Here is a 13,456-nt window from a genome sequence, read left to right on the forward strand (position 1 = left end):
CTTTTTTATTCCCGCTCAACGCCATGACTGTCACCCCCCAGCTCCCCCGCCGCTCCGCCACCGAGCAGGCCCGCCTCGAAGCCGTCCTGCGCGAGGTTTTCGAACACAAGCTCTGTTTCAACGAACTGCTCGGCTTCAAGGTCGAGTCGCTCGACCCGGCCGCCCCACAGATCAGTTTCGCCATGCGCCCCGATCTGATCGGTCACTACCAGCATGGCCGCCTGCATGGCGGCGTGATTGCCACGGTGCTCGATACCGTCGGCGGGCTCGCCGTCACGGTGGCCATCGCCGAGAAGTTCAACGGCGAAACCGCCGAGCAGGTCGGCCACCGCTTCGGGCGGATCGGCACCATCGATCTGCGCACCGATTACCTGCACCAGGGCATCGGCAAAAAATTCACGGCCACCGGCCGGATCACCCGGCTCGGTGGCCGCATCGCCTCGGTTCAGATGACGCTGGAAAACGAGGCCGGCGTGCTCATCGCCACCGGCGGCGCCGCCTACGTCGTCAGCTGATCAGAGAATCGGCACCCCCTGGTGCTCGCCACGCTCGTAAACGACATGGGCGCGGCCGACGATCAGCGGGTCGAGGTTGCCTATACGCGCCGTATCCTTGTTGGTGTAGGGCAGCTTGTGCAGGATGTAGCGCATGGCGTTGAGCCGCGCGCGCTTCTTGCAGTTCGACTTGATCACCGTCCACGGCGCGTCGGCGGTGTCCGTGTAGAAGAACATCGCTTCCTTGGCCTTGGTGTAGTCCTCCCACTTGTCGAGCGAGGCCATGTCGATCGGCGACAGCTTCCATTGCTTGAGCGGGTGCACCTTGCGCTCGCCGAAACGGCGGCGCTGCTCGTCGCGGCTGACCGAGAACCAGAACTTGATCAGGTGGATGCCGTTGCGCGCCAGCATGCGTTCGAACTCCGGCGCCTGGCGGACGAACTCCGCGTATTCCTGATCGCTGCAAAAGCCCATCACGCGCTCGACGCCGGCGCGGTTGTACCACGAGCGGTCGAAGAGGACGATCTCGCCGTTGGTCGGCAGATGCTCGACGTAACGCTGGAAATACCATTGGCCGCGCTCGGTCTCGCTCGGCTTTTCCAGCGCGACGACGCGCGCCCCGCGCGGATTCAGGTGTTCCATGAAGCGCTTGATGGTGCCCCCCTTGCCCGCGGCGTCGCGCCCCTCGAAGAGGATGACCACCTTCTGCCCGGTTTCCTTGACCCACGCCTGCAACTTGAGCAGTTCGACCTGCAGGCGATATTTCTGGCGCTCGTAGTTGCGGCGCTGCATAAGGTTCTTGTACGGATAACCGCCGTCGCGCCAGTCCCGCGCCAGCTCGTCGTCGGGATTGGGCGCCTGATCCCCGATGACCATGCGCTGCTGCTTGAGCAGGCTCTTCAGCAAGGCGACCGATTCCTCGACCGGAACGCCGGCGATGACGTCGCGCAGCGCGCCCATTTTGGCCTCCTGGGCGGCGTCGACCGCAACATGCACGGAAAAACCCTCGATACCGGCCGGCGTCAGCGACGGGGCGACGTCGCCCTTGGCCACCGGTCGCTGCCGGTTTACCCGCTTCTTCGGCTGGCTGGCGATTTCCGGCGTGCCGGCGACTGTATTCTCAGCATTCCTCATTGCGCCCCCACCCTCTCCGTCCGATGCAAAAAGGGTATTTCACGGCAAAGCGCCGCCCTTGTCTACTCCAGCAGTTCCGCCGGAATCACCGCCCGCAGGACAGTCTGCGTCTCGCCGCGGCGGACCCGGTTGCTCAGCCACCACAAGGCCCCTTTCTTGATCGTCCATTCCGCCTCGTGGCCCGCCAGGAGCAGGGATGCCATCCGCCCCAGCGACGGCTGATGGCCGACGATCAGCACCGCGCCGGCCGCCCCCGGCCAACCGGAAGCGGCGATCAGTTCGGAGACGCAGGCATCCGGCCCGATCTTGCGCTGCGTCTCGAAAGGCAGCTTGAGCGCCTCGGCGGTCTGCTGGGTCCGTATCGCCGGACTGCAGATGATGCGCAAATCCTTGGGCTGATGGTCGCGTATCCACGCCGCCATCAAGCGCGCCTGCTTCTCGCCGCGCGCCGTCAGGCGCCGCTTCAGATCGTCCTCGCCGTCCTCGGCCTCGGCATGGCGCCACAACAGCAAATCCATCTTCGTGCCCTCCAACAAATCCGGCATGATGACCTCGCGAAGTTACATGGACATTTCAACAGTATAAGTTGCGGAACGGTGCTGGTCGCCGGCATTGCCAGCGGCTATCATTCGGGCTTGTCCATGCTCCCCTGACGACGATGCGCGCACCCGCTATCCTTGCCCTCCTGCTTTCCATCCCGTTTGCCGGATGCACTTCCGACAGGGACTATCTGGCCAGCAAGCATATTTCCCAGTCGGGACCCCTCAAGGTGCACCCCGCCCTGCTCGGCGAGCCGGCACCGTCGGCATTGCAGACCGAAACGCCGCCGGCAAGCGGCCAGGCACCAGCCAGCGAAGCGCCGGCGCAACAACCGCCAGCCGAGAATCGCTGACCCGGCAAGGACTCACCGCCCCCGGCGCAGCCCGGGAAAGGTCAGCGCTTGCCGGCCAGCCGCCGGAAGAAGCTGCGGCGGGAAGCAGCCTGCGGTGGCGCGGCGACTTCACGCACCATCCCGCGCTCTTCCTCGGCCGGCAGCGGCACCGCCTGCCCGAGAATGCCGCTCATCACCGACGCCGCCAGCTGCAGGGCAGTAGCCATGTCGGACAGCGCACTGACCGGCGCCACCAGAGGCGAATGCTGGTAAGGCCCGAATTGCGGATCGTCGGCAGCGGTAAAGGGAACCGTTCCGGTGGGTAGTTCGACATACCGGTGCTGGCCGCCGGGAATATCGCCCCACAATTCGCCGCCACCGGGCAACAGGAACAGGTCCATGAACCAGGGCGTGATCAGCACGCCGATCCAGTCACCCCGATAGCGGGAGAAGCCAACGGCGGCGCACCGGAGGGAGGAATTGACCGGCAGCTCCTGGCGTCCGGCAAAACAGCGTTCCAGCAAATTTGCAGGATTTTCGCCATGCGGTACTGCCTGCGACGACTGAAACACCGTATTGTCGCTTCCGGCAGAGGGATCGCCCGCATCCATGTTCAACGAGACCGCCCGGAAAGGGCGTCCCGATACCGCCCTAGTCGACCTCGCACGGCCGTTCGCGCATGTAGGCGATCCACTCGGCGAAGGTAATCTCGCGCACCTCCGGCTTGCGTCGCTCGACCGAATGCCGGCGCTCGCTCCAGCCCACCGGCGGCCCTCTGTCCTCCGTGCGCCGGTCCTCGCCGATCCGTCTGTTCCTCGAATATTTCATTGCATGCCCCAATTGTGTCTTCTCCGACCAACACATGCCATCAAGGCATCTACACCATGCGGATTCAGTGTGCTACGCATACAAAGACGGTTCAGTTAAGAATTTCACGGAGCACAAGAAATCCCCGACGATCAAATTGGCGGCCAATATAATACTCAACGCCGCACATCGACGACAACCCGGCCGCGCACCTTGCCCGCCAGCAGGTCGGAAGCAACGGCGATCGCCTCCCCGAGTCCGATTTCCCTCGTGATGGCATCGAGTTTCGCGATATCGAGGTCGCTTGCCAGGCGGCGCCAGGCTTCCTGGCGGACGGCGAGCGGCGCCATCACGCTGTCGATCCCGTAGAGGGTGACACCGCGCAGGATGAACGGTGCGACGCTGGCCGGGAAATCCATTCCCTGCGCCAGCCCGCAGGCGGCGACCGCACCGCGGTATTTCGTCGTGGCGCAGGCGTTGGCCAGCGTATGGCTGCCGACGGCATCGACGACGCCCGCCCAGCGCTCCTTGCCGAGCGGTTTGCCCGGCTCCGAGAGTTCGTTGCGGTCGACCACCGCACTGGCGCCCAATCCTTTCAGATAGTCCGCTTCGGCAAGCCGCCCGGTAGACGCGACGACCGTGTAGCCGAGGCGCGCAAGGAGGGCGATGGCGACACCGCCGACACCGCCGTTCGCGCCGGTCACCAGGATCTCGCCATCGGCCGGCTTGATGCCGTGCCTCTCGAGCGCCAGTACGCAGAGCATCGCCGTGTAACCCGCGGTGCCGATGGACATCGCCTGGCGGGCGGTGAATTGCGCCGGCAGCGCCACCAGCCAATCCCCCTTGACGCGCGCCACTTCGGCCAGACCGCCGCAATGGGTTTCCCCGACACCCCATCCATTGAGGATCACCCGGTCGCCAGGCTTCCAGGCGGGGTGGCCGCTCGCGGTCACCGTGCCGGCCAGATCGATGCCGGGAACCATGGGGAAGCGACGAACCACGGGCGACTTGCCGGTAATGGCCAACCCGTCCTTGTAGTTCAGCGTCGACCATTCGACGGTGACGGTGACGTCGGCATCCGGCAGAACGGATTCGTCGATATCCTGAAGTTGCGCCCTGTACCCGGCGTCGTCCTTGGTGATCAGTATTCCTCTGAACATGGCACCCGTCCTCCGTTTTCCGCGATATTGGCTAACCGCAAGCAAATGAGAAAAATCGCGCAGTGTGTAATATTGCACACGGCCCTTGGCGAATCCGGATGATACTGTTCACGGTGAAAAATGTATCGATGCAAGCGCAGAACACTGGCCACGCGCTATGCCCAACGGAGTATTGCGCAGGCATTTGTTTTCTGTTCTGATGACGCATTGATATTTGGAGTTAGCCCACGCTATCGGACGTCGAGTCCTTGGAGATATCCGTAACCAGTAGAGGCGCCTGGCAAGCGGAAAGAAGTGTGGGAGGGGTTTGGTGGAGGCAGAGAATTGAAGACACGGCATGTGCTGGCGATTGACCCGCACGGTCACTTGGGAAGCCCGCTCCCCCAGGTCACCGCTGACGACCAGGCGCTCCATTGCGTGGAGTCCGTGGCGGCTGCAAGGAAAGTCCTGTCAAAGAACCATTGCAGCGTGGGACTGGTTGTATTCGACTCATGCCCCCCGACGTTTCAGGAAGACATCGAGCAGTTGATCGCAGCAACGCCGATGACCGAGTGGATAGGCATCGTTTCCCCCCAGGCGTTCGAGTCGAAACAGTTTCAGGCATTCATCCTGAATGCCTTTCATGATTACCACACCCTGCCGATCGAACCCCAACGGCTGGCGATGAGCATTGGTCATGCTTGCGGCAAGGCCAGATTGCGGCTGTCCCTGACCGACCCCGGCAACACGTCCGGACGCTTCGGAATCTGTGGCACCAGCCCGATCATGACGAGTTTCTTTCGTCAGCTGGAGAAGGTGCTGGCGGCCGACCTGCCGGTTCTGATCTGCGGCGAATCGGGTACGGGCAAGGAATTGGTGGCACGGGCCATTCACGACCATTCGGCGCGTTCTGACAAGCCCTTCGTCGTGGTGAACTGTGGCGCCATACCGAGCACCCTGATCCAGACCGAATTGTTCGGGCACGAGCAGGGCGCGTTTACCGGCGCGGTCAAAACCAAGATCGGAAGCATCGAGGCGGCAAACGGTGGGGTGCTGTTTCTCGACGAAATCGGCGACCTGCCGATGGACCTGCAGGGGAACCTGTTGCGGGTTCTCCAGGAACACAAGATCACGCGCCTCGGTGCGACCCAGTCGATTCCAATCGATTTCAGGCTCGTGGCCGCAACGCACGTCGACTTGCAGGAAGCCATCCGGGCCAAGAGCTTCCGCGAAGACCTCTATTACCGTCTGAATGTCATCCAGCTGCAACTGCCCCCGCTCCGGGAACGGGGTGGCGACATCTGCCTGTTGGCGGAAACCGTCCTCAAGAACTTCACCTCGGCCACCCGAAAATGCCGGGCGCTCGGGTTCAGCAGCGACGCCATAAGAGCGATGACCGCCTACCACTGGCCGGGCAATGTTCGCGAGCTCATCAACCGGGTTCATCGTGGCGTCATCATGAGTGACGGCAAGCTGCTCAGCGCGAGCGATCTTGGCTTTGAAACCTTCGCCCTGGAACCGCAGACCGTGACCCTTGAAAAGGCGCGCGCCTCGTTCGAACGGGACATCGTCGAAACAAGCCTGCGCGCCAATGGCAACAACGTGACCAAGACGGCACGCCAACTTGGTGTCTCCCGCGTCACCCTGTACCGGGCAATCAGCAAGCTGAACATCGAGTTGTAAACTCCGGGCTTCGGGACCGGGCAAGCAGCGCCCGCCTTGCCCTGGCAACTGGCAAGCGCCATTCGGCCGATTCACCCCCAACGGTTATCAGGGAATCTTGTCGCCCCCCTTGCCTTGGATGATTTTGGCGAGACGTGTGACGGACTTTCCCCCCGTGTCTGTTGCACCTGTCTTCCCCCCCACTGCCCCTACCGCGACAGACGTTGTATCAATTTTGATACAGGCACCAGCAGCAAAATATTCCTTTTGATTCATGACGAACAGCACCCTGGCGGGGCCAATGCCGAGCCAGGCCTGCGGCTGTCGTCAAACAGGTGTTTCACATTAGTTACACATACACCCTGGAGCGACCCAGCGATCATTTTTCTGAAAAAATTTATACAATAAAATCAATGAAATAATATTAAAACTGGACAATGGCATAGGGGTTGCTTTAGATGAAAGCGGAGGGCGTAGCTTGGCGCTATGGCCACTTCGAATAATCTTGATTGGAGGATTCACCATGAACAAGACTCTTTTGGCAGTGGCTCTGGCGTTGGCCTACAGTGCAACTCCTGCATGGGCGGAACAACAACAGCATCACAATGGCGGCCAATCTGATCCGAATGTCACCATTACCGACAACAGCAACAACAGCGACAACAGCAACAACAGCGACAACAGCACCAAGTCCGGTAACTTCAACAACAAGGGCGATGCCGCGGCACTTGGGTTGGGTAGCACCGCCGCCAATAACGGCGCGTCGGCAACATCCAACTTCTCCAACGCCTTCAACACAAGCAAGGCGATCGCCAAGATCGAACTGAACGGCAACGTCTCCGGCAACCGTGTTCATGACATCGGAAATACCGTCAAGAATTTCGGCGACACCAACGGCGGAACCGGCAAAGGCGGCTACGGCGGTTCCGGTGGCACGGGTAACGGTGCAGTCGGCGCCGCGGGTGGTGCCGGTGCCGGTGGTGCAGCAGCCGCGGCTGGCGGCGCCTCGGGCGGCAGCACCAACGCATCGAATGGTGGCGCCACGGCGGGGCGGGCCAGCAATGGCAGCGCCACGAACGGTAGCGCAGGCAATGGCGGAGCAGCTCTGGGAGCGATCAGTGCCAGTCTCAACGCCAACAAGGCCAAGAGCGGCGACAGCGGTCAGTTGGGCGCCGGCCTCGGCGGCAGCACCCTCGGCGGCAGCGCCGGCGTTGGCGGCTCCGCCGGCGCGATCGATGCAACCAAGGGTGGTTCGGCCGGTTCGCTCGGCGCCGGGCTCGGTGGTATCGCTGGTTCCGAGCAGGACAAAGCCGCGGGCCTGTTTGGCGGCAACCAGACCGCAAACAATAACGGCGGCGCAGGGAGTGCCAATTCGGGTGCCACGGGCGGTGCTACCGGCAACACCTCGGCTAGTGCGGCGGCTGGTGCGGGTACGGGCGGCGGCGTGAACGGCACCGGCGGGGCTGGCAGCGGTTCGGGTACCTCGTACTCCGGCACGGCATCGGCGAGTGGTGGTAGCAGCGGTACCGCTACCAACACTGGCGGCGCTGGCGGCAACAATGGATCCGCGACCAACGGCAGCGCTTCGACTGTCGCCACGAACGGTAGCGCCAGCACCGGGAACGCCGGCAATGGCGGAAACGGTGCTGCCGCTGGCGGTGACGGCGGCGACGGTGGTGCCGGTGGTGCCGGTGGTGCCGGTACCGGTGGCGTCGGCAATGGCGGCACCGGTGGCACCGGTGGCAACGGCGGCTCGATCGCGCTCAACGCGGGTACCTTCGACATGTCCAACAGCATGACCAACGTTGGCCAGTCCGCCGCCGGGATCATGGTGGCAGCCCAGAACAGCGGCATGAATGCGCTGGTTCAGCAAGCGGTCAACGTGCAGGCCAACCTGAACGTCGGCAAGTAAGTCGTAGTCGGTCCTGGGGCTGTCCAGCCTCAGGACCGTTACCCTACTTCAGGAAAGGGGAAGTGTCGTGAAAGCAATTGCGCATTCCCATTGGTTCGTCGTCACGACGTTGATTGGCAGCGCTTTTCTACCTCTTCAGGCAACCGCCGAAGCAGTGGACCCGGTGGCCAAGGTCGATGTCGGCGCAAGTAGCATGTTTGGCACTGTTGCGGTCGACGCCCAAGATTTGGCATTTTCCCGGGGGGGAGCCGAAGTCACCCTCAATGACCTCAAGAGCAATGGCGCCGTGATCGGCAACCAGGCCAACAACCTGACTACAGGCAGCAACTGGGTCGGGGAAGGTTCGTTCGCCGGCGCCAGCGGTTTTTCCACGGTGCTTCAAAACTCCGGCAACAACGTCTTGATACAAAACGCGACCATCATCAACTTGCAAGTGCAATGATGTCCACCGGTACTGTTCGGACCCTCTGCTTGCTTCCGCTCCTGGTTGGAGCGTTGAATGCGCTGGCCAGCCCCGGGGGGCGGGCAGAGATTCCCGTTCAGTCCGGTGGCGCATTTTCTGTTCCCGTCGTCAGCATGAAGGAACAGCGTTTCCAGAAAACAATCCATCAACAATACGATTTCAGTTGTGGCTCCGCTGCGCTGTCCACCTTGCTGACCCACCATTACAACTTCCCGGTCAGCGAACAGGAGGTGTTCCGCGAAATGTTCCAGCAGGGGGATCAGGCAAAGATCAGGAAGGAAGGTTTCTCGTTACTGGACATCAAGAATTTCCTTGCGAGTCGCGGTTTCGACTCGGACGGATATGTCGCCGAGCTCGATAAATTGTCGGTTGCCGGCGTGCCAGCCATCGTCCTGATCAAGGAGCAGGGTTACCATCATTTCGTCGTCGTGAAGGGATTGCGCGACGGTCGGGTTCTGATTGGCGATCCATCGTCTGGCACTCGTGTCATTCCCAAGAGCAAGTTCACCGAAATCTGGGCCAACAACATTCTGTTCGTGATCAAGAACAAACTGGAAATTGCCAGGTTCAACACGGATTACGATTGGAAGACTGCCCCCATGAGCCCCATCGCTGCGGGCCACCATCGCGGCACTGTCGATTACTCGCTGCCCAAGCGGGGACCGGCTGACTTCTGACGGAGAACCGAGATGACTCTCCGCCTGAAGCCCTCGAAAATCCTAATCGCATGCGCGGTTGGAGTGTCCGTCCAGTTTTTTGCGAGCTCCCTGGAAACGCTGCTGTTCGGGCATGTCGTCCACAAGGCGAATGCTGATGGCGAGGGAGCACAAACGGAATTCGGTAGCGCCGGCTTGCCGAACATGGCGCTTGCCGAGCGGAGTGGGTTGAGCTGTGAAGCAGCCAAACGCCGCGCGCTTACCGTGGCGCCAGAATTGCTCGCACTGGCCGACTGGCCCCTGGATGACCATTTGCCAGCCGAATGTTCGGGACTGCCTCATCCGATGGCTGCAATTGGCGATGCAGAGCCAGACACGATCGACGTTGCCGCCGCCCCGTCCGAGGCTTCTGTTTTGGCGACTTTACCTGGCGACCAGCAGGCCGGCGCAAAAAGATCCTCAATCCGGCAAGCAGCGGCAGATCGGCAGCATCCGCTGGGGCAGCAATTGGCGGCAGTGGATTCGGAAGCGCTGGATCAAATCCGTGGTGGCTTTGAAATTGAGGGAAGCGGACTGAAGTTCTCGATCGGAATCGAGCGGGCGGTATTCATCAACGGAAATCTGGTTGCCTCAACCGTACTCGTTCCCAAGGATCTCCAGGCGACCTCGGGTGGCGCCAGCGCGCCAAGCACGATACCCGCAGCCTCCACCGGCGGGCTTGCCATCGTTCAGAACGGCACCGGCAACAACGTAAGCGCCCAGATCAATCCGAACATGGCGGGAACCATCATTCAGAACACCCTGAACGACCAGAAGATCCAGAATGTCACGACCATCAACGCAACTGTAAACAGTCTGCAGACGATGCGCGCCATGTCGGTCCACAACACCATCCAGACTGGCATTATCAGCTCCTTGCGCCGCTGAAACGCCTACATCGCGCTTTCGCCGGGATTGAAACGAAAATGGGCCTTGCGGCCCATTTCCACTTTCCAGATTCGAACGCCCAGGGTTAGAACGACACCGGCAGACGCAAGCCAAGCGTTACATCCGGCGTGTCGCGCGTGACACCGACGCCGACCGTGAGGCCAAGCGAGGTCGCATTGGTCAGGCGCTGGGAATAGCCGAGAAGCAAGGTACCCAACTGGATGCGCGAGGTATTGATGGCATCCTGGCCGTTGATCTTGGTCTTGCCCATCGAAGCGCCATCGTAGCCCAGGCTGAACGATGAGCGTTCATTGAGCGCCAATCCCATACCAAAATTGAATCCGATGACGTCGCCCGGATCGACCTCACCCAAATTCACCTCGCCCTGAGTGGTATTCATCGTCACCCCGGAGCGCTTCATGTTGTACTGATAGTTCAGGCCACCAAAGAAGACCGCCGGATCGGTCGGATAAAGCACGGTCAGGCCTGGTTGCAACGTGTAGAAACCCGAGCCCGTCGGCAGTTCCGTTTCGACCCGGTTGGTGATCAGTTCGGGCGCCTGGGTGGTGTCGGTCAACACCTCGAACGGATCCTTGCCGGTACGGCTCTTGAAGCGGAGACTACCGATATAGACGGGCTTATCGACCGTCGTGTCATTGAACTGATAACGTGCAGTGGCCTCGACGTCGCCAATCCCCTGACCGGTGCTGTTGAAGAGTTCGTCGCGGCCTGCGCCAAGATTGAGCGGACGAGTCAGTTGATCGTCCGAACGATAAACATAGGGCACCTTCGCTTCGAGTTCCATGCGATTGGTCACGCCCCAGCGACCGGTCACGTTGGCGGTGAAGGTATTGCGCCGGACTTCGCGCACGTCGATCAAGCCGATCGTGATCGCCGGAATGATGGTATAGCCAACGAGTGATACCCGATTGCTCGAAGAGTACGAGTACTGCATCCCGGTCTCGAAGGAGAAGTGCCCCGCGGGCGTAAGCACGCCCGGCTGCTCGAAGATTTGAGCCACCTGTTGTACCCGTTGCTCCGGTGCCGCTCCGACCGGCGTCGATTCCTGGGCGGCGCCACTCTTCTGCGCCGGCGCCGCCTGAGCCACTTTCGCCATCCCATGCTCCGGTTGCGAAGGCTGAGCCTCCTGGCTCTTTACCGGCGCGGCGGCCACTGCAACGGGCGTCGCCGCACTTTCAACACCAAGCTGCTTCTGCATTTTCGCCAGTTTGGCGTCCGCTTCCGCCAGTTGCTTGCGCAACGTTTCCATGCGCTTGGCCTGCTCGCTGAGTTGCGCCTTGAGCGCCTTTGCCTGAGCCGGCGAGATCTCCGCCGCTTGTGATGCCGCGCTGCAGACTATCGCCAGGGCCGCGACCAGGACATTTTTCCGAAATGGAATGTGCAATTGCTGATCAACTCGCATTCCCCCATCCTCCAAACTTAAATAACGTTGTTAATATTACATCGCAACCAATTGATAAAACTAAAAAACATAATACACGAGATCGGCCTGTAGTATTTTTGAGACACGTGTAAATTGAGTCGCAATGTTTCAACGATTCGCGCAGGACTCAGGCCTGGGTGGCAACACCATTCAAACAGCAATTACGCATGGATATCGGCGTTACATTTTTGGCCGCTTCGCAAAGGGATAGACCCGGGCAGTCCGTCTGCTCGGACACACCCCGCCTTACGCTGGGCCGAAAAAGCGAAAGCCCGGTCACAGGGACCGGGCTTTCGCTTTAATTTCTTGGTGGCAATCGCGGAATCGAACCACGGACACGCGGATTTTCAATCCTCATTTCCTATTTTTATCAATGTTTACCAAAGCGGACTATAAGCTGTAAACCATTGCCAATTGGTGATTTTAACGGTTTTCCGTATTGATGGAATTTGATCAAAATCGACCTGAAGTGTAACCCCGGCGTAACCCCAGTTGTGCTATCGTTTCGGTGCGAACTCGGGAGAGACAAGATGGCAGCAGACGAAAAATGTATTCGCTTCAGCAAAGCAGCGATCGAAGCATTGCCCCTGCCGCAGTCCGGCAGGGTGGAGTATCAAGACACTAAAGTTCCAGGGTTGCATCTTCGTGTGGCGGCGACGGGCGTCCGCACATTTAGTGTCTTCAAGCGCGTGAAGGGAGGTGATCCTGCACGAGTTACGCTGGGACGATTCCCTGACCTAACAGTAGAGAATGCAAGGAGGGATGCAGCTCAGATTCTGGCTGCAATTGCTTCGGGAGCAAACCCCGCCGCGTCAAAACGTGCTCTTCGGGACGAGATGGTTTTTGGCGAACTTTTTCAAGAGTACCTGCAGCGCCACGCCAGGGTTCACAAGAAAACAGCCAGTGAAGATGAGCAGCGCTACAGGCAATATCTTGAGAGGCCGCTGGGGAACAAAAAAATATCTTCGATTACCCGACAGATGATTGGGGGACTCCATGCGTCGATAACCGCCTCGGGTCATCCAGTTGTTGCAAACCGAGTACTGGCGCTAGTGTCTTCGATCTTTGGTCGTGGCGTAGAGTGGAGCATCACTGAAAACAACCCGGCAAAAGGAATTCGCCGGAATCCAGAAAAGAGCCGGGATCGATTCATCCAGACGGATGAAATGGCGCCATATTTTCAGGCACTCTTTGATGAGCCCAACACCACAGTCCGTGACTACATCATGATCTCTTTGCTCACCGGTGCTAGACGAGCGAATGTTCTGGTGATGATGTGGCGTGATGTAAGTTTCACCGACAAGATATGGCGAGTATCGGATACAAAGAACGGTATCCCTCAAAATATCCCGCTTTCGGCGGAGGTAGTGGAAATACTGGCTGGACGAAAGGAAGCTTTCGGGACCTCCGAATTTGTATTTCCGGGAGGGGGTGAGACCGGTCATCTGGTTGAACCACGCAAAGGTGCGGAACGTATTCGGCACCGAGCAGCAGTTATTGCAATTGAGCAACGAATCCGAGAAGCGGGACGGTATAGCGAAACCGTCGAGCAAATCCGGAGGCTGAGCATTACAAAACCCGCCGTTGCATTGGCCAAAATTACCGAAATTGCCGATAAGGAACGAATCTCGATAGCGGGTGCTAGTTTTGATGACCTCCGTATTCATGACCTACGCCGAACCTTTGGCAGCTTCCAGGCGAAAACTGGTGCTTCCCTTGCGATCATTGGAAAAAGCTTGAATCATAAGAGCCAACAGACGACCGCTATCTACGCCCGACTGGACCTTGACCCCGTCCGAGAATCCGTCAATACAGCAACCGTGGCAATGCTTCAGGCGGCTGGATTGCGGCCGTTGACTGAGGTTGAGGTGGATGACCCCCCCGCCGCCTCCACGGAAAGTCTCTATAAATAACTCAGCCGCAAGATTGGCCACCCCCGGCTTGAAG

At 60.1% G+C, this 13,456-nt stretch carries 14 protein-coding genes; 8 read left to right on the forward strand and 6 right to left on the reverse strand.

All coding sequences use genetic code 11. The features are described from left to right. Nucleotides 1–23: 23 nt before the first annotated feature. Entirely contained in the window at nt 24–515 is a 492-nt protein-coding gene (locus tag GH660_RS04165; RefSeq protein ID WP_153145294.1) for a thioesterase family protein, read from the forward strand. On the opposite strand, the gene ppk2 is transcribed toward GH660_RS04165, so the two are convergent. After that, nucleotides 516–1,628: a polyphosphate kinase 2 gene (gene ppk2, locus GH660_RS04170; RefSeq protein WP_153145295.1), complete on the reverse strand. Its 1,113-nt coding sequence runs from the start codon at nt 1,626–1,628 to the stop codon at nt 516–518. A 62-nt stretch (nt 1,629–1,690) separates the two neighbouring features. Beyond that, a complete protein-coding gene (locus tag GH660_RS04175) occupies nt 1,691–2,146 on the reverse strand; it encodes a histidine phosphatase family protein (protein WP_153145390.1) in 456 nt (151 codons plus the stop codon). A 140-nt stretch (nt 2,147–2,286) separates the two neighbouring features. Here GH660_RS04175 and GH660_RS04180 point away from each other — a divergent pair, with 140 nt between their 5' ends. Beyond that, nucleotides 2,287–2,520 (forward strand): hypothetical protein, encoded by a 234-nt coding sequence (locus GH660_RS04180; RefSeq protein WP_153145296.1) that lies wholly within the window; start codon nt 2,287–2,289, stop codon nt 2,518–2,520. A 41-nt stretch (nt 2,521–2,561) separates the two neighbouring features. On the opposite strand, the gene hybE is transcribed toward GH660_RS04180, so the two are convergent. The 3 genes from hybE to GH660_RS04190 form a co-directional block, all read right to left on the reverse strand. After that, nucleotides 2,562–3,110: a [NiFe]-hydrogenase assembly chaperone HybE gene (hybE, locus tag GH660_RS04185; RefSeq protein WP_228276364.1), complete on the reverse strand. Its 549-nt coding sequence runs from the start codon at nt 3,108–3,110 to the stop codon at nt 2,562–2,564. 40 nt (nt 3,111–3,150) lie between these two features. Beyond that, the gene (locus tag GH660_RS17850; protein WP_194266225.1) at nt 3,151–3,327 is read right to left on the reverse strand and encodes a hypothetical protein; all 177 of its coding nucleotides are present in this window, start codon (nt 3,325–3,327) and stop codon (nt 3,151–3,153) included. Between the two features lie 155 nt (nt 3,328–3,482). Next, complete coding sequence (locus GH660_RS04190; RefSeq protein WP_153145298.1) at nt 3,483–4,466, reverse strand: MDR family oxidoreductase; 984 nt, start codon at nt 4,464–4,466, stop codon at nt 3,483–3,485. Nucleotides 4,467–4,790: 324 nt separating this feature from the next. On the opposite strand from GH660_RS04190, the gene GH660_RS04195 reads away from it, so the two are divergent. From GH660_RS04195 to GH660_RS04215, 5 genes are all read left to right on the forward strand, one after another. Continuing rightward, nucleotides 4,791–6,128 (forward strand): sigma-54 dependent transcriptional regulator, encoded by a 1,338-nt coding sequence (locus tag GH660_RS04195; protein WP_153145299.1) that lies wholly within the window; start codon nt 4,791–4,793, stop codon nt 6,126–6,128. Nucleotides 6,129–6,630: 502 nt separating this feature from the next. Next, nucleotides 6,631–8,019, forward strand: coding sequence for a hypothetical protein (locus tag GH660_RS18140; protein WP_153145300.1), 1,389 nt, complete (start codon nt 6,631–6,633; stop codon nt 8,017–8,019). A gap of 67 nt (nt 8,020–8,086) precedes the next feature. Then, entirely contained in the window at nt 8,087–8,461 is a 375-nt protein-coding gene (locus tag GH660_RS04205) for a hypothetical protein (protein WP_153145301.1), read from the forward strand. 29 nt (nt 8,462–8,490) lie between these two features. Next, a complete protein-coding gene (locus GH660_RS04210) occupies nt 8,491–9,159 on the forward strand; it encodes a C39 family peptidase (protein ID WP_228276351.1) in 669 nt (222 codons plus the stop codon). A gap of 12 nt (nt 9,160–9,171) precedes the next feature. Then, on the forward strand, nt 9,172–10,065 hold the full coding sequence (locus tag GH660_RS04215) for a hypothetical protein (RefSeq protein ID WP_153145302.1): 894 nt from the start codon (nt 9,172–9,174) through the stop codon (nt 10,063–10,065). 85 nt (nt 10,066–10,150) lie between these two features. Here GH660_RS04215 and GH660_RS04220 read toward each other — a convergent pair whose 3' ends face one another. After that, nucleotides 10,151–11,488 carry an acetate kinase gene (locus GH660_RS04220; RefSeq protein ID WP_228276352.1) on the reverse strand — a complete coding sequence of 446 codons (1,338 nt, stop codon included), beginning with the start codon at nt 11,486–11,488 and terminating at the stop codon, nt 10,151–10,153. 551 nt (nt 11,489–12,039) lie between these two features. Here GH660_RS04220 and GH660_RS04225 point away from each other — a divergent pair. After that, nucleotides 12,040–13,422 carry a site-specific integrase gene (locus GH660_RS04225; protein WP_153145303.1) on the forward strand — a complete coding sequence of 461 codons (1,383 nt, stop codon included), beginning with the start codon at nt 12,040–12,042 and terminating at the stop codon, nt 13,420–13,422. Nucleotides 13,423–13,456 lie beyond the last annotated feature (34 nt).

The sequence above is a fragment of the Dechloromonas sp. H13 genome, assembly GCF_009469615.1.
Classification (GTDB): Bacteria; Pseudomonadota; Gammaproteobacteria; order Burkholderiales; family Rhodocyclaceae; genus Azonexus.